General features: G+C 50.6%; 1 protein-coding gene. It reads right to left on the bottom strand.

Translation table 11 applies throughout. The annotated features are described in order from the left end of the window. Nucleotides 1-154: 154 nt before the first annotated feature. The gene (locus tag AC0J2X_RS03315) at nt 155-19,324 is read right to left on the bottom strand and encodes a BapA/Bap/LapF family large adhesin (protein ID WP_472995749.1); all 19,170 of its coding nucleotides are present in this window, start codon (nt 19,322-19,324) and stop codon (nt 155-157) included. Between the last annotated feature and the right edge of the window lie 213 nt (nt 19,325-19,537).

Genomic DNA, 19,537 nt, shown 5'->3' with positions numbered 1-19,537 from the left:
TCGGGAAAATACGAAACCCTTTGTCAACAAGGTGCAGCGCTATGAGCAGAATGTCTCTGTCATTGACGTGAAAGTAATGAGCCCATGGCCTGGTTTTCTAATGCATATAAAAAGCCCTCGTAGATACGAGGGCTTTGGCTATGGTCAGCGTATTTTAAATATCCGTAGGTGGAAGTTTATCAATCGCCGTTTTCAGTACCTCTGACTCGGTAGGAGATGTCGCGCCCACGTCACTTCCGCTTTCTTTAGTTGTGTCAACTGCTGAGTCGCTTGAACTCGTCGTTGAAACGCTCTCAGAACCTGAGTCAGTCGAAGTAGGCTCTGTTGAGGGAAGAATCAAATCTTCCGGAGGAAGGTCAATGTCCACAACATCAAGCGTCACTTCAGTGACAGGCCCAGTAGTAACAATATCGCCTTCTTCAGGAAGGGTGATTGTGTCTTCTGGTACTGTACCGGAAGTGATAGGTTCTGGCGCTGTACTTTCTGGTGTAGAAAGCTCAGGCGAAAGCGGGCTTGTACCCTCGTCCGGCGCGGTGGGCACAGGACCGCCAATATCAACCGTATCAAGCTTAGTGCCAGACAGGTCGATAGTATCTCCTCCACCAAAACCATCGCCCACAGTGGTACCAAGTGTGCTTACCTCGTCTTCAGGTAGCGTAATGATATCTGGTGTACTCTCTACTGGCTCCGTTATCGCTGAAGGCTCGCTCATAAGCGGTGCAGTAGGCTCGTTTTCTGGTGTTATCAGTCTAGTTTCAGCGTTTAGATCGACTGTTTGAAGCGTTTGCCCTGTTAGGTCAATGACGTCAGGTGTTGTAGGCTCGTCAGTAACCACGGTGCCGCTGCTATCTGATGCGCTTACAGACTCAGATGAACTGCTCATTACCACTTCTGGTACACCTTCTCCAGATGCCGTTACAAACACGTTAAATTCTGCCTGTTCGATAGTGCCGTCTGGATATTCGATACGGTAAGTAAAAGTATCCGTTAAGGTTCCACCAAACACGGCTTGCGTGTTGTCCGGGGTATAAGTGTATGCGCCAGTTTCATCAATTTGCAGCGTACCGTAATCACCCACTAACGTAATGCCGCCAGTCGCATCTTGGAAGGTTGTTCCATCAGTAGAAACGGTTACGTCGTATGTTGGGCCAAACAGTATATCGTTTTCGAACAGATTGCCGGTGGCGGTTTGTACGCCGCTAACTTCAAACTGGTCAAGATAGTTGATGGTAGAAGACAGGTCTACACTAATACTTCCGGCTAATCCAGCAGCAACAGTACCGTCCATTGATAAGCGATAAAGTCCTTCGGTTAATCCGTTGACAGTAAGTGCGGTATCGCCATCAATACCTAACAAGCTGATAAGCTCATCGTTGGGGAACACTCTATAGGGTTCCCATGCTCCGTTTATAAACTTTTCAACGGTTATTGTGATGCTAGAGCCTAATGAGACTAACCCCACTGCATCTACATTTAACGTGATATCTTGAGTAGTATTTGCAGTAACATTAAAAGGGTCACTTTCATCGCTAAAACTTGTAATAAACAAACTTAGGAGATAATCATGCTGTAGCGCATCTAGTTCACTAGGGCCTGCTTCCGAGACAAAATCATAGGTCAATTCAGCACGTGCCGAGTCTGCCGATACCCCTTGTCCTGACAAGTTAAAGTTAAGATTGGCGGTAGAGGTATTCGTGCCATCTGAAATGGTGTAGCTAAAGCTATCTGTATTGCCTAAGCCGTCGCGCACGCCATTGGCTACATAGGTGTAGCTACCGTCTTCAAATATAGTTAAATTACCATAGTCACCCTCAATGGTTATGCCAGATAAACCAGTACCCAATACAGTCACTGACTCTCCATTGGTATGAGTAACTTGTGTCACTACGCCGCCCTCGGCAATGCTATCGGCTACATCGCCTGTGTTAGCCGCATCAATAACATTCCCCGACGTTGTCGTGCTACCTTCAAACGCATATTCAGTGAGTGTTGAAGTTATATCGGTAGATTGTAGTAAAGTAACCGTATTGCTGAGCAGTGCTGCTGCGACTTCATCTAATACTGCATCTACAAATGCGCCTAATCCTAATAAGTTAAGCCCTGTGGTAATAGTACTCACTAAGTCGCCGGCGCCTATGGTATCAGCGGTGCTTAAGGCTGGCTCAAGAATAAGATTGCGTACAACCGTGCCCAAACCAAGTCCATTTAATATACTGGCTTCAGTGCCGTTTAGTGCGTCCTCAACAGCAGTTAGCACCACCTCTTGGTTCTCTTCACCCAGTACTACGCCACCATCACCTAACTCCGTCAGCGTAATCGAGCCGTCGCTATTTTGATCGAATAGTGTCTCAAGGGCACTTTCATCATTGCGCACAACCACGGTGTAATCACCGGCAGGTAGCCCAGAGAATTTCGCAACCAGCGTATCGTCACCGGTTACTCCGATTAGGTTTACGCCAGCTACATCACCTATTAACGGATTGTCCGGCGTCATAGCTGAGGCGACCACGTTGCCATCGGCATCTATAATATCAACACGATACGCATCAGCGACGGCGACTAACGCTGTTTGGCTAACTTCTACAACCACTTCGCCAAAGAAACCAGCATCAACGGTGAGCGTTGTGCTAGCCTCTGGCGAGCCCGCTGCTGGTGAACCTTCGGTTAAGCCAAGCACTTGGAAATCACTGTCGCTAACTGGTGCATTCACAATGGCCGTTTGTGCACCTAGCTCCATGTCATTGTTATCGGTTTGGGCTACTACTGGCGGGAAGTCGCTGCCAGATATGTTGATGGTAAGTGCCGCAATATCAGAAGTTTCACCATCTGATAAGGTGTAGTTAAACACTTCGTCTTGGCCAATTGTACTGCGGTCACCATCGGCGGTATAGGTGTATGTGCCGTCTGCAGCAATTTCCAGTACGCCATAGTCACCTTGAATAGTAACGGTACCAGTAGCAGGAACAGCCACACTATCACCAGAGGCGTTGGTAACCAGGGTTACTTGTGCGCCGTCTAAAATGGTGTCAGCACCCACGCCACTAATATCACCGTCAATTAAGTTACCTTGGGCTACTAAATCACCCGTATAAGTGTATTCGGTTAATGTGGTGGTGATATCAGTGTCTTGCAATAAGGTTAATGTATTGCTGAGCAATGCATCGGCAATGACACTTAGAATGTCATCAAGGAAGCCAGTTAAACCAATTGCATCAAGAGGCGCGGTAAGTAAATTAACAAGCTGGCCCGCGCCAATTACTGTGGTAGCTTCCAGAAGTGTCTCTAGTACTCCCCTTACCTGCGTACCAACCGTACCAATTGGAATACCTAAAACGCCGGTATTTAACGTTGTTTCAATAGTATCAAGAACAACAGCTTGATTGTCTGGACCAAGTACAACACCAGCTGAACCAAGTTCTTGAAGGTTAACATCGTTACTATTGTCGTTGTCTAACAAGTCTTCAAGTAAGTTCTCATCATTGCGGACCACCACACTGTAGTTGCCAGCATCAAGGCCAGCTAACGCGAACGAAATGGTCTCGTCGCCGGTAACATCAAAAATGTCTAGGCCACCGACATCGGCAAGTTGTGAGTTTGCGCTTACTCCTTTGTAAACAAGTTGACCGCTCTCGTCATACACTTCAACAATGTAGGCATCGGCAACAGCAACCAGTGCTATTTGGTCAACTTCTACTAGCACTTCACCTACATGGTTAGGGGAAACGGTAAAGGAGGCGCTTGCATCCACGCCACCTGTAGATTCTGCTAAGCCAATCACCTGCACGTCGCTGGTGGTTTCCGGTGGATTTACAGTAACCACAGGTTCGCCCATATCAACGGTGTTACCGTCGTTTATCGCATCGAGAGCCTGTACGACAACATTCTGACTTGCTGTGCTCGCCGAGTTACCTGCTTCGTCGGTGACTGTTGCCACCACCGCGTAGGTACCTGCTGTTAGCGCTGTGCCTGTTAAATCAAGGCTCCAATTACCGCTGCCATCAATGGTAAGTTCAGGGTCAGTGCCAAAGGTATAGGATGTGCCATCAACGGTAACGGTTAGGGTAGTATTGTCACCAAGATCAACTGTTCCATTGAAAATAAGCGTGCTATCGCTAGTAATAAAGTCTCCAGCCACCCCAGAGTCGTTTGAGATACTGTCGAACGTTACTGTCTGACCGTTATTGTTTTCATCAATACTGGTGTCGATAACAACTGTACCCGTGTCAGTTGCAACATTGCCTACCGCATCTGTGGCGGTAACCACAGCCGTGTAATTGCCTTCCGCAAGCAGGGCGACGATATTATCAGCCAGTGTCCACGTGCCGTCACCATTGTTGGTAGCGGTGTAATCGTTGCCGTCAATGGTCACCACCACAACCGCATTGGGGGCGTTCACCGTACCAGTTAGCTCAGGCGTGGTGTCGTTGGTGGTTAGATCGTTTATTGCAACGGTAGGCGCGGTGGTATCAATTATCACTGTACCTGTGTTGGCGACAGTATTACCCGCGGCGTCCGTTGCAGTAACAGATGTTGGGTAACTGCCTTCTGCTAGCGCAGCAACTGCATTGTCAGCCAATGTCCAGGTGCCATCACCATTGTTGGTAGCGGTGTAATCATTACCGTCAATGGTCACCACCACAACCGCATTCGGGTCGTTCACCGTACCGGTAAGCTCAGGCGTGGTGTCGTTGGTGGTCAGATCGTTTATTGCAACGGTAGGTGCGGTAGTATCAATTACCACTGTTCCTGTATTGGTGACAGTGTTGCCCGCGGCGTCAGTTGCAGTAACAGATGTTGGGTAACTGCCTTCTGCTAGCACAGCAACTGCGTTGTCAGCCAGTGTCCAGGTGCCATCACCATTGTTGGTAGCGGTGTAATCATTGCCGTCAATGGTCACCACCACAACTGCATTCGGATCGTTCACCGTACCGGTAAGCTCTGGCGTGGTGTCGTTGGTGGTCAGATCGTTTATCGCAACGGTAGGCGCGGTGGTATCAATTACCACTGTACCTGTGTTGGTCACCGTATTGCCCGCGGCGTCTGTTGCACTTACCGATGTTGGGTAGCTGCCTTCAGCGAGTGTGGCGACTACGTTATCAGCTAACGTCCACGTGCCATCACCATTGTTGGTAGCGGTGTAATCATTGCCATCAATCGTTATCACCACAACCGCATTCGGGTCGTTTACCGTACCGTTGAGTTCTGGTGTGGTGTCATTGGTGGTTAGATCGTTTATTGCAACGGTAGGCGCGGTGGTATCAATAACCACCGTGCCGGTATTGGTTACCGTGTTGCCTGCGGCGTCTGTCGCGCTTACCGATGTTGGGTAACTACCTTCAGCAAGCGTAGCGACTACGTTATCAGCCAACGTCCAGGTGCCATCACCATTGTTGGTAGCGGTGTAATCATTGCCGTCAATGGTTACCACCACAACTGCATTCGGATCGTTCACCGTACCGGTAAGCCCAGGCGTGGTGTCGTTGGTAGTAAGATCGTTTATTGCAACGGTAGGCGCGGTGGTATCAATTACTACAGTACCAGTGTCGGTATCGGTATTACCCGCATCGTCAGTTGCAGTAACAGATGTTGGGTAACTACCTTCAGCGAGTGTAGCGACTACGTCATCGGCCAGCGTCCACGTACCGTCACCGTTATTGGTAGCGGTATAGTCGTTGCCGTCAATGGTGACTACTACAGTAGCCGTTGGGTCATCAACCGTACCCGTTAGTGCAGGCGTAGTATCGTTAGTCGTCACGTCATTGATGGTTACAACAGGTGCCACGGCGTCTACCGTGTCAGATGCCGGCCCACTGGTGTTGCCCGCTTCATCAGTAGCCGTTGCCGTTACTACAACTCCATCTGCTAATGGTGTATCTGGCGTTACGCTCCAGTTGCCGTCGCCATCAGCGATCACGGTGAAATCTGGCGTGCCGTCTCCGTCTACATCCACATTTACCGTAGCGCCCGCTTCGGCTGTGCCGGTAATTTCAGTGCCGCTGCCCGCTTCAACGGTAGGCGCTGCTGGTGCTGTGGTATCAATAACCACTGTACCAGTATTCGTACCCACATTACCTTCTGGGTCGGTTGCAGTAACCGTTGCGGTATAGCTACCTTCAGCAAGTGCCGCCACCGCATCGTCAGCCAGTGTCCACGTGCCATCACCGTTATTGGTGGCGGTATAGTCGGCTCCATTGATGGTAACAACCACCGTGGCTGTTGGGTCGTCAACCGAACCAGTAAGTGCCGGCGTTGTATCGTTTGTTGTTAAATCGTTGAAGGCAACTACTGGTGCAGCCGCGTCAACCGTGTCTGAGGCTGGGTTGCTAATGTTACCCGCTGCGTCAGTTGCCGTTACGGTCACAATTACGCCATCGGCAAGCGGTGTATCAGGCGTAATGCTCCAATTACCGTCGCCATCAGCGATGACGGTGAAATCGGGCGTGCCGTCGCCATCCACGTCTACATTTACGGTTGCGCCTGCTTCAGCGGTACCGGTAATTTCAGTGCCGTTGCCCGCATCCACAGTAGGTATCGCAGGTGGTGTAGTATCAATCACTACGGTTCCTGAATTTGAACCCACATTGCCATCGGCATCCGTGGCAGTAACGGTAGCGGTATAGCTACCATCTGCGAGTGCAGCCACTGCATCGTCAGCCAGGGTCCAGCTTCCATCTCCATTGTTAGTTGCGGTGTAGTCCACGTCGTCAATGGTCACTACTACGATAGCGCTTGGATCGTCAACCGTTCCGGTTAGCTCTGGTGTAGCGTCATTAGTGGTTAAGTCATTGATTGCAATGACTGGCGCAACAGCATCTACTGTATCTGACGCTGGTGCACTGACATTGCCAGCTTCATCAACCGCTGTTGCCGTAACGACCACGCCATCGGCTAGCGGTGTAGTGGGTGTTACTGACCAATTTCCATCGCCATCAGCGATGACGGTGAAGTCTGGCGTGCCGTCGCCATCCACGTCCACATTTACGGTTGCGCCTGCTTCGGCAGTACCCGTAATTTCAGTGCCGTTGCCTGCATCGACGATAGGCGCTGCTGGAGCAGTGATATCAATCACCACAGTACCAGAGTTAGTTCCAGTGTTACCGTCGGCATCAGTAGCAGTAACCGTAGCGCTATAGCTACCTTCAGCCAGCGCGGCAACGATATCGTCAGCCAGTGTCCAGCTGCCATCACCATTGTTTGTAGCGGTATAGTCTGTACCGTTAATGGTAACGACTACAATGGCGGTTGGGTCGTCCACCGAACCGGTAAGTGCAGGCGTGGTATCGTTAGTCGTTAGGTCGTTAAAGGCAACGATTGGCGCAACCGCGTCTACCGTATCAGACGCTGGGCTACTCGTATTGCCAGCTTCATCGGTAGCTGTTGCCGTTACAACTACGCCATCCGCTAGCGGTGTAGTGGGGGTTACTGACCAGTTACCATCGCCATCAGCAATCACTGTGAAATCAGGTGTGCCATCACCGTCAACGTCTACGTTTACGGCAGCGCCTGCTTCGGCTGTACCGGTAATTTCGGTACCATTGCCTGCATCAACAGTAGGCGCAGCAGGCGCGATAGTGTCGACAATGCCGCCATTTTCGTTTGCGGTTGCCGTATTACCCGCGCCATCTGTTGCACTTGCGGTGACTGAATAATTACCTTCAGATAAGGCCGCTGGCACATCTACAGAGAAGGTGCCATTAGCTTGAACAATGGCGCCAAATGTTTGGGTGTTTCCTGCACTATCGGTAACGCTGATGGATACGGTGCTGCCTGGCGCAATATCTGTAGTACCGGAAATGGTTGGTGTTGTGTCGTTTCCTGTACCAAGCGGGTCCAAGGTTAAGTTTGGCACGGCTGTGTTGATAATTCCGCTGGTAGTATCAGACGCCGAGTTTCCAGCAGCATCAGTGGCGGTAGCAGTAACATCGAAGTTTCCGTCTGCCATTGCATTGGGCACGTCGGTGCTGAAATTACCAAGGCTATCGACAATAGCCGTAAATGTCTGCTCTGCTCCCGCGCTGTCGGTGACGGTTATGGTCACTGAACTACCTGGGCTTAAATCGGTGCTACCGGTGATCGTTGGCGTGGTATCGTTACCTGTGCCTTGTGCATCTAAATTGATTGTCGGCGCGGTAGTGTCTACGCTACCGTTTGTTTCAGTGGCAGTCGTCTCATTGCCTGCTGGGTCTTGGGCCACGGCGGTGACAGTATACCCTCCTTCAGCCATAGCGCTTGGGACATCGGCCGAGAAACTGCCGTCTCCCTGAACGGTTGCATCGAAGGTTTGGCTTACACCTGCGTTATCCGTCACAGTAATCGTTACCGTAGCACCTGCAGGCAGGTCAGTATTCCCTGATATTGTAGGTGTAGTGTCACTGTCTGGGGCTAGTGTATCTAACGATAGAGTAGGGGCTGTCGTATCAATAACGCCTGTATTGTCTATGACGGTAGTGCTATTACCCGCTTCATCACTTGCCGTGGCTTCAACACTGTATGCACCTTCTGCCAAAGGCGCAGGCACATCCACTGTAAAGTTTCCATTTACATCAACCGTAGCTGTGAGGGTTTGAACATTTCCGGCGCTGTCAGTTACCACAAGCGTAATTTCACTACCCTGCGCAAGGTTTGTGCTACCAGATAGGGTAGGCGTTGTGTCATTGCCTTCCTCCAGTGGCGTTAAGGTTAATGATGGTGCTGTAGTGTCTATGCTTCCAGCATCACTGGCTGTCGCTGTATTACCTGCCTCATCACTGATGGTAGCGCTTACCGTGAAGTCGCCTTCAGCTAAATCCGTACCTGGGGAGATAGAGAAAGAACCATCGGCCTGTACCACTGCACTTAAGGTCTGGGTCGCACCAGCGCTATCCGTTACCAAAATAGTGACCACAGAGCCCGCAGGTTCATCGGTTGTACCGGTAATGAGTGGCGTCGCGTCGTTAGTGGTATCGGCAACATCTATAGTGAGTGTAGGTACTAGAGTATCAACTACGCCTGCTTCGTTATCGGTTGTACTGTTGCCTGCTGTATCGGTGGCGGTTGCTGAAACAGTGAAGTTTCCTTCAGCCATCGCCGCTGGTACGTCGGCAGAGAATACGCCGCCCGCGCCAACCAATGCAGAGAACACCTGTGTATTACCCGCACTATCAACAACCGTTATTTGCACTGTAGAACCTTGCGGTAAATCTACAGTACCGCTTATGGTTGGGGTTGAGTCGCTAACTGTACCTGGCTCGTCCAGCGTAATAACAGGTGAAATTGTGTCGATTAGGCCGGTTTCAGCGTCGGACGCTGTATTGCCAGCTTCATCAACAACGGTAGCCTGAACTGTGTAGCTACCCTCAGCCAAAGTGGCGGGCACGTCTACGCTAAAAGAGCCGTCGCTTTGCACGGTTGCTGATAAGGTTTGTATATTGCCAGCGTTATCGGTGACGGTAATTGAAACCGTGCTTCCGGCTGGCTGGTCTGTCGTTCCGCTAATGGTTGGTGTTGCATCATTGCCAACACCCGGATCTGCCACATCAATAGCCGGTGATGTGGTATCTACCACACCGCCAGTTTCAGAGTCAGAGCCCGTATTACCGGCGCCGTCAGTTACCTCTGCGACAACTGTGTAGCTACCTTCGGCCAAATTTGACGGTACGCTAGCGCTGAAGGTGCCATCTCCTTGTACTGTTGCAGTAAAGGTTTGAACTGCTCCAGCACTATCTGTCACTGTTAAAGTGACGGTTGCACCAACTGGTGCGTTAGTTGTACCTGAAATAAGAGGCGTAGCGTCGTTTGTCTGGCCGAGGGCATCTAGCGTAATGTCCGGGGCGCTTGTATTAATATTGCCGCTATCTGACACTGTCGTGCTATTGCCCGCAGCATCGCTCGCACTGGCTGTTACATCGTAATCGCCATCAACAAGCGCGCTGGGTACTTCAACTGAGAAAGTGCCATCCGCGTTTACCGTAGCGGTAAGGTTCTGTACATTACCGCCTGCATCGGTGACAACCAGTGTAATTGTTGCTCCCTCTGGCAAGTCGGTAGTACCGCTCAAAATTGGCGTTGCGTCATTGCCGCTGGCCACTGGCTCTAAGTTGATAACAGGTGGGGTGGTGTCAACTGTGCCGTTGTTATCAACCGCTGTGTTTTGATTACCCGCATCATCAGTCGCCGTCACTTCTACTGTGTAATCGCCTTCTGCAAGGTCAAGGGGCACATCAGCGCTAAAGCTGCCGTTCCCTTGAACTATGGCAGTGAAAGTTTGCGTATTGCCCAGGTTGTCAGTCACGCTAATGCTTACAGTGTTACCCGCAGCCAAGTCGGTGGTTCCCGATATAGTCGGTGTAGCGTCGTTGGTTAGGCCTTGTGCGTCTAATGTTACAGTGGGGGCTGCTGTATCTATGATGCCGTTATTATCTATTGCCGTTGCAGAATTACCCGCATCGTCAGTCGCAGTGACGGTCACGCTGAAACTGCCCTCGGCTAAATCGGCAGGAACATCAGCACTGTAAGTACCATCGTTTTGAACGGTTGCAGTGAATGCTTGTGTATTTCCAGCGTTGTCTGTCACGCTTATGCTAACTGTGTCGCCAGCATTGAGGTCTGTGGTGCCAGAGATAGATGGTGTTGCATCATTGCCAAGCCCTTGTGTATCGATGGTTATCGATGGGGCTGTGGTATCGATGTTACCGCCATTTTCGGTTACCGATGCACTGTTGCCAGCGCCGTCTGTGGCGGTCGCAGTAACAGAATAGTCACCTTCAGGTAAGCTTGCAGGAACATCAGCCGTAAAGCTACCATCACCTTGCACTATGGCACTGAATGTTTGTGTGTTTCCAGCACTGTCAGTCACAGTTAGCGTTACAGTGCTACCTGGTGCTAAGTCGGTATTACCTGAAATAGTCGGTGTCGTGTCGTTGCCCGAACCAAGAGGATCAAGAGATAGGGTAGGCGCGGCTGAGTTTATGTCGCCACTTACCGTATCTGTAGCAGTATTACCAGCAGCATCAGTGGCCGTTGCAGTAACGTCGAAGTTTCCGTCCGCCATTGGATTAGGCACATCTGCACTAAAGTCGCCATTAGTATCAACAGTTGCAGTAAACGTCTGCTCAGTGCCAACGCTGTCAGTTACTGTGATAGTTACTGTGCTTCCTGCTGCTAGGTCGGTATTTCCGCTAATAGTAGGCGTGTTATCGTTACCTGTACCAAATGGGTCTAAAGTAATCACTGGCGCTGTGGTATCTACGCTGCCACCCGTTTCAGAATCAGAACCTTGGTTACCTGCCGCGTCTTGAGCAGTTGCGGTAACCGTATAGTCACCTTCAGCTAGTGGTGAAGGTACGTTGGCTGCAAAACTGCCGTTGGTTTGTACCGTAGCGGCAAAGGTTTGCGTATTACCCGCACTGTCGACCACCGTTAATGTAACAATGGCGCCAGCTGGAAGGTTTGTGGTGCCAGAAATAGTTGGCGTAGTGTTATTCTCTGGCGTTAATTCGTCAAGGTTTAGCTCAGGTGGCGTGATGTCGATAACACCTGAATTATCGAGAACCGACGTGCTGTTGCCTGCTTCATCAGTGGCAGTAGCTTCAACACTGTACGAGCCTTCAGCAAGGGCACTGGGTACATCAACCGTAAAGTTTCCTGCAGCATCAACTGTTGCTGTAACCGTTTGAATGTTGCCAGTACTGTCTGTAATAACCAAGGAAACCACGCTACCTTCGGCTAGATCTGTACTTCCCGAAATGGTTGGCGTCGTGTCGTTGCCTAATCCTTGAGGGTCTAAGGTTAGGGTTGGCGCGGTGGTGTCTATGGTACCTGTTGCATTGGCTGACGCACTGTTGCCAGCATCGTCGGTGGCCGTTGCAGTAACCGTATAGTCACCTTCGGCCAGTGCGGCTGGCACATCAACAGTAAAGTTGCCGTTTGCGTCAACCGTTGCGGTCACAGTTTGCGTATTACCAGCGTTATCGGTGATCGACAGCGTTACGCTCTCACCTGTTGCTAAGTCCGTAGTGCCTGAAATGGTCGGCGTAGTATCGTTATTTGAACCCAGCGCATCTAGTGAAATAACGGGGGCGACAGTATCGACGATACCGTTATTGTCGGTGACAGAGGCACTATTTCCGTTGCTGTCTGTAGCGGTAGCGGTTACTGAGTAATCACCTTCGGCAAGAGGCGCGGGGACATCAGCGCTAAAGTTACCGCTCGCATCAACAAGTGCAGTAAAGGTTTGGGTGTTGCCTGCACTGTCAGTGACAAAAAGCGTCACTGTTGAACCCGCGGGTAGGTCAGTCGTACCCGAAATGGTTGGTGTAGTATCGCTAACCGTAACTTGCGCATCTAGTGTCAGCGCAGGGGCACTGGTATCTAACGTACCGGTATCAGAGGTGGTGGTTGTATTTCCTGCATCGTCTGAGGCACTTGCTGTTACCGTGTAGCTACCATCCGGTATAGCGTTTGGAACATCTGCGCTGAAGTCACCATTCGCGTCCACAATGGCGTCAAAAGTTTGTGTATTGCCTGCGCTATCTGTGACGGTTAACGTTACCGTGCTTCCCGGTGCTAAATCAGTGCTGCCCGATATGTTAGGCGTTTCATCGTTGCCTGTGCCCTGCGGATTTAGCGTAAGTACAGGGGCGGTGGTGTCAATATTGCCACCGTCCTCAGTTACGGTTGTTGAATTACCTGCATCATCTGTTGCAGTAACTTCGACGCTGTAATCTCCTTCAGGCAGTGGAGACAATACCTCTGTTGCAAAGTTGCCGTCAGCATCAACCAATGCGTTAATGGTTTGCGTGTCGCCATTGCTGTCAGTTACTGTGATCACAACGACTGCGCCTTCAGGTAAATCTGTATTACCTGAAATAACCGGCGTAGTGTCATTACCTGAATCTAACGGGTTAACGGTAACAATAGGCGCTTGTGTATCAATACTTCCATTTGTTTCGTTTGCCGTCGCGGTGTTGCCTTGTGCATCGCTTACTGTTGCCGTAACGGTAAAGTCGCCTTCAGCCAGAGCGCTAGGCACATCGGCACTGAATGTACCGTCTGCTTGCACGGCTGCTTGGAAACTTTGCGAGTTACCATTGGCATCTACCACAGTAATGGTAACCAGTGTGCCAGGTGCCACGTCGGTAGTACCTGTGATAGTTGGGGTAACATCGCTGGTAGCGCCTTGTGTATCAAGGGTTAACAGCGGCGCTTCGCTATCTACATTACCTGTTGTATTGGCATTCGCGGTATTGCCTGCACTGTCGGTTGCAGTGGCAGTCACAGTAAAGTCGCCGTCAGCTAGTGCGTTTGGCACATCTACACTGAAGCTACCATTTGCATCGACCAAGGCATTGATAGTTTGCGTGTTTCCAGCGCTATCTGTAACGACAAGCGTTACCGTGCTTCCTTCAGGAAGGTCAGTGGTGCCTGAAAGCGTAGGTGTGGTGTCACCCGTGCTGCCAGGGTTTTCTAGGGTAAGCGTAGGCGCGGTGGTATCTACAACGCCGCCATTGTCGGTTACTGTTGTCGTATTGCCATCGCCGTCAGTTGCGCTGGCGGTTACGGTGTAAGCGCCATCAGCGAGTGGAGTGGTAACATCTGCACTAAATGTTCCGCCTGTGCCTACAGTCGCGGTAATCGTTTGCGTGTTACCTGCGCTATCCGTTACGGTTAAGGCAACCGTACTTCCTTCAGGTAAGCTGGTGGTACCTGAAATAACGGGCGTGCTGTCATTCGTCTCGCCTTGCCCATCTAGCACTAACGTGGGTGCATTAGTATTAATGTTACCCGTTGCGTTGTCTGTAACGTCATTGCCTGCTTCGTCTTCTGCCGTGGCGGTAACCGTATAGTCTCCGTCAGCCAGTTCTTGCGGTACGTCGACAGAGAAATTACCGTTAGCATCGACTAAGGTGTTGATGGTTTGCGTGTTACCTGCGCTATCTACGACTGTTAGCGAGACAACACTTCCTTCAGGCAGATCGGTGCTGCCCGATAAAGTTGGTGTGGAATCGTTACCAGAACCCACTGGATTTAAAGATAGCGATGGTGCGGTTGTATCTACAATGCCGCCGTTTTCTGTCACGCTAGCGGTATTACCATTTTCATCGACAGCGGTTGCTGTAACGGAGTAGTTACCTTCTGCTAATGCGCTAGGTACTTCAGCGCTAAAGTTTCCGTTTTCATCAACAACGGCTTCAATAGTTTGCTGATTACCTAAGCTATCGGTGACGACCAGTGTTACCGTGCTACCTTGTGGCAAATCTGTCGTGCCACTAATAAGTGGTGTGGTGTCGTTGCCAATGTCTTGTGGGTCAAGCGATAGCGTTGGTGCTGCGGTATCAATATTGCCCTGTGTCGATGCAGAGTCTTGATTACCCGCATCGTCAGTGACAGTGGCGGTAACGGTAAAGTTGCCGTCGGCAAGCTCTGCCGGCACGTCAACAGAGAAAGTACCGTCATTTTGGACAAGAGCGTCAAAGGTTTGCGTATTGCCTGCACTGTCTGTAACAGTGATTGATACACTGCTACCCGGTGCCTGGTCTGTGTTACCTGAGATGGTTGGCGTAGTATCATTAGTACTGCCTTGAGCATCCAAGTTAACCAGCGGCGATGTAATATCGATATTACCGCCAGTTTCGGTTGCCGTTGCAGTATTGCCGTTGGCGTCGGTCGCTGTAGCCGTTACGCTATATTCACCTTCAGCTAATGGGGTGGGCACATCGGCACTGAAATTACCAGAACCATCTACCGTTGCCGTAAATGTTTGCGTATTGCCAAGCGCATCGGTAACAGACAGTGTAACAGTGCTGCCAGCGGGTAAATCGGTAGTACCTGAGATAGTAGGCGTGGTGTCGTTGTCATCACCCAGTGGGTCAAGGGTTAAGCTTGGCGCATTGCTGTCCACTGTGCCAGTTTGTGACGTTGAAGCACTATTTCCCGCAGCATCGGTGGCTGTTGCTTCAACAGTGTAGTTGCCGTCAGCGAGTTCAGCAGGCACGTCTGCGCTAAATTCGCCGTTCGCGTCTACTGTGGCAGTAAAGGTTTGACTGTTTCCAGCACTATCGGTAACGGTAAGTGTAACCGTGCTGCCTGCTTCCAAGTTCGTAGAACCGCTAATTGAAGGTGTCGTGTCGTTACCTGTGCCAAGTGGCTCTAGTGAAATGGTGGGGGCTTGCGTATCAATGTTGCCGCCATTTTCAGTGACAGTCGTTGTATTGCCTGCCTCGTCTGTTGCACTGGCCTCTACAGTATATTCACCCTCAGTCAGCGGCGTTTGCACGTCGACGCTAAAATCACCGTTCTCATCAACGATGGCATCGATAGTCTGCGTGTTGCCCGCACTGTCGGTCACAACAATGGTCACTGTTGAACCAGGTGGTAAATCGGTAGAGCCTGAAATCGTTGGCGTGGTGTCGCTACCGTCAGTTTGCGGGTTTAAAGAAAGCGCTGGTGCGGTAGTGTCTATGTTGCCACTGTTGTCGACAGCGGTAGTTGTATTACCCGCTGCATCAGTTGCTTCGACAGAAACCTCATAGTTGCCCTCTGCTAGCGCGTCTTCGACATCGGCGCTGAAATTACCATTTTCATCAACAACGGCGGTAACAGTTTGCGTATTACCCTGACTATCGGTGACGGTAATAACGACCTCGCTGCCCGCTGGTAAATCTGTATTACCCGATATAGTCGGTGTTGTGTCGTTAGTATCCGTTTGCGGGTCGATGTTCACAATCGGCGGGGTGGTATCAAGTACAGTAGTGGCCGTGGCGGTAGAGCTATTGCCATTTTCGTCTGTCACCGTCACTTCAATCTCATATTCGCCCTCTTCAGAGCCAGGAGGGAATGCTACATTGAAGTTGCCATTCTCATCGGTTGTCCCCGTTATTATCTGACTGTTGCCGTCGCTATCGGTGATAACAACCACAACCTCAGAATTAGGGGCGTCTGATGAACCCCCTATGCCTTCACTACCGTTGGTAGGAGAGCCGGTTTCAATAACAACATTAGGGCCCTGGGTATTAATAACCGCATCGATGGAGGTTGAAGCGGTATTACCCGCCACATCAGACACAGTAGCGGTTACCGTGAAGTCGCCATTTGCGAGCGCTTGTGGCACTTCAGCACTGAAGCTACCGTCTTCTTGCACTGTTGCAGTAATGGTTTGCGTAGTGCCATCTGAATGTACGATTTCTAGCGTGACTATCGCACCCGGTTCTGCGTCGGTGTCGCCATTTATCACCGGCGTGTCATCATTGGTTGAGCCAATAGGATCAAGGTTGATTATCGGCGCCGTGGTGTCAATTTCGCCAGTCACTGTGGTGGTAGAACTGTTGCCTGCTGGTGTTGTTACAGTAACATCTACCGTGTACTCACCTTCGCTAAGCTCCGCTGGCACATCTTCGTTGAATGTGCCGTCAGCGCCCACTGTAGTAACGATTGTTTGTTCGTTACCCTCGCTATCTGTAACAACAATGACGACTTCACTGCCAGGAGGGGCATCGGTTTCACCAGAAACGTTTGGCGTAGTATCGTTCGTTGGCGCAGGTTGATTTACGGTCGTCGAAGGACTCGTAGAATCGTAATCGCCGCTTGCTGTTGCTTGTGCGGTGTTACCCGCACCATCTGTCACCTCGGCAGTTACGCTGTATGTACCCTCAGCCACCGCATTTGGGACTTCAACGGTAAAGGTACCATCGGCAAGCACAGTGGTGGTAAAGGTTTGAGTAACGCCAGCACTATCGGTAACGGTAAGAGTTATCGTGCTTCCGGGCACGGCATCCGTTAAACCCGAGAGTGTGGGTGTAGCATCGCCATTTATTCCTGGGTCGTTTAATGAGATGGTTGGCGCCGTCACGTCAATTGCGCCCTGAGCGTCAGCATTGGCCGTATTGCCTGCTTCATCAGTCACGCTGGCGTTAACCGTAAATTCGCCTTCAGCTAGTTCAGCCGGTACTTCAACGCTGTAAGTGCCGTCAGCCTGCACAATGGCGGTCACGGTTTGAGTAACGCCTGCACTATCGGTAATGGTTAATGTTACTGTGCTGCCAGGGGCGGCATCGGTAGTACCTGAAAGGGTCGGCGTGGTGTCGTTACCTGTCGCTATGGTGTCGATAGTGATCGAAGGTGCGGTAGTATCAATCTCGCCGGCAGTATCTGTGGTTGCTGTGTTGCCCGCTTCGTCGGTCACGCTGGCGTTAACGGTAAATTCACCTTCAGCTAGTTCAGCCGGTACATCAACGCTATAGGTGCCGTCTGCTTGCACAGTGGCAGTTACAGTTTGAGTAACGCCCGCGCTATCGGTGATAGTTAATGTAACTGTACTACCCGGTGTAGCATCAGTGGTACCTGAAAGGGTCGGCGTGGTGTCGTTACCTGTCGCTATGGTGTCGATAGTTATCGACGGTGCAGTGGTATCAATTACGCCCGTGGTGTCTGTGGTTGCTGTATTGCCAGCCTCATCCGTCACGCTGGCGTTAACCGTAAATTCACCTTCGGCCAATTCAGCGGGCACATCAACGCTATACGTGCCGTCTGCTTGTACAATGGCTGTCACGGTTTGCGTATTGCCCGCGCTATCGGTGATAGTTAATGTAACTGTGCTACCCGGTGTAGCATCAGTGGTACCTGACAAGGTTGGCGTAGTGTCGTTACCAGTCGCTATGGCGTCGATAGTGATCGACGGTGCAGTGGTATCAATTACGCCCGTGGTGTCTGTGGTTGCTGTATTGCCAGCCTCATCCGTCACGCTGGCGTTAACGGTAAATTCACCTTCGGCCAATTCAGCCGGCACATCAACGCTATACGTGCCGTCTGCTTGCACAATGGTAGTCACGGTTTGCGTATTGCCCGCACTATCAGTAATGGTTAGCGTAACTGTGCTACCCGGTGTGGCATCAGTGGTACCTGAAAGGGTAGGCGTGGTGTCGTTATCAGAACCTGGCGCATTAATGGTAATGGTTGGGGCGGTAGTATCAATTTCCCCTGTAGTATCAGCGGTTGCTGTATTGCCTGCTTCATCGGTCACGCTGGCGTTAACGGTAAATTCACCTTCAGCTAGTTCAGCCGGTACGTCAGCGCTGTAGGTGCCGTCAGCCTGCACAATGGCGGTCACGGTTTGCGTGTTACCTGCACTGTCGGTAATGGTTAGCGTAACTGTGCTGCCAGGAGTGGCATCAGTAGTACCTGAAAGGGTAGGCGTGGTGTCGTTATCAGAACCAGGCGCATTAATGGTAATGGTTGGGGCGGTGGTATCAATTTCCCCTGTAGTATCAGCAGTTGCTGTATTGCCTGCTTCATCGGTCACGCTGGCGTTAACGGTAAATTCGCCTTCCGCTAATTCAGTGGGTACATCAACGCTGTAGGTGCCGTCTGCCTGCACAATGGCAGTCACGGTTTGAGTATTGCCTGCACTGTCGGTAATGGTTAGCGTAACTGTGCTGCCAGGAGTGGCATCGGTTGTACCTGAAAGGGTAGGCGTGGTGTCGTTATCAGAACCCGGCGCATTAATAGTAATAGTTGGAGCGGTAGCGTCAATTTCACCAGTGGTAGAACTATCTGCAGTATTACCTGTAGGTTCTAATACGGTAGCATCTACCGTGAACTCACCATCAGCCAGTGCGTTTGGTACGTCTACACTGAACGTACCGTCGTCTTGTACTATAGCGGTAACAACCTGAGTGTTTCCCTCACTATCGGTAACGGTTAATGTTACTGTACTGCCTGGAATTGCTGAAGTAATGCCTGATAGTGTTGGCGTGGTGTCGCTTGTTAAGCCAATCGCATCTAGGGTAAGTGAAATGTCTTGTGCTTGCTCGCCTGTTCCAGAAAACTCAACTGGTGTAACATCGTCGTTGCCATTTGCACTTTGATCGAACTGGAAACCCACAGGATCGACTTCTTCATTTATGCGATCAACGCGCACAAAATTACTACCGCCGTCAGTACCAGCACCGCCATCTAGACCTGCTGCGGTTGCTTCTAACGATTCTAAAATGTCTCCGTCACCAGCAAGCACATCAAGAAAGTCAGCGTCACCTTCTTGGTTGTTACCATCAACGCCGTCAACACCGTCAAGTAATGCTGTTAGCTCATCCACACTTTCATCAAAAACAGCAAATTCATCGTCAGAATTGTTTTCGGTGAAATCTAATTGCAGCGGGAAAGTAACACTTTGTCCGGCTGGAAGTGTGCGAAGTTCTCCATCTACACTTACGGTAACAAATCCATCAGGTGATATGTTTAATACGTCGCCTTCCGCCACCGTCATACCGACAGTAACATTGACCTGTTCACCTGTTTCACCACGTACTAAAGAAGCCTCGCCGTTTACTTCTGCAATGATTACTTCAGCCATAATTCCCTCTCAATCGATAAATTTTCTCGCTATACAAAAAGCGTAGCAGGGCTTTTTTATCTCGTTACCGGACCGTGGTACGGGGGACACATATCCTTTGGTATAAAGCCTAGGTGGTTCCCCCTAATTTATTAATTTTTAGTCTAATAATTGTGAGTCAAGTTTGCAGAAATACACATAGCGTCTACTTTTTAAAAGTAAGAAACGACACAA

Source organism: Alteromonas sp. R7, assembly GCF_055755235.1.
Note: the sequence above shows the minus strand (reverse complement) of the source record. Positions and strands in the feature narration are given on the sequence as shown.

What these genes read in the sequence shown, in the direction of transcription:
- AC0J2X_RS03315 (WP_472995749.1), bottom strand. Translation starts at nt 19,324, where the DNA reads ATGGCTGAAGTAATCATTGCAGAAGTAAACGGCGAGGCTTCTTTAGTA.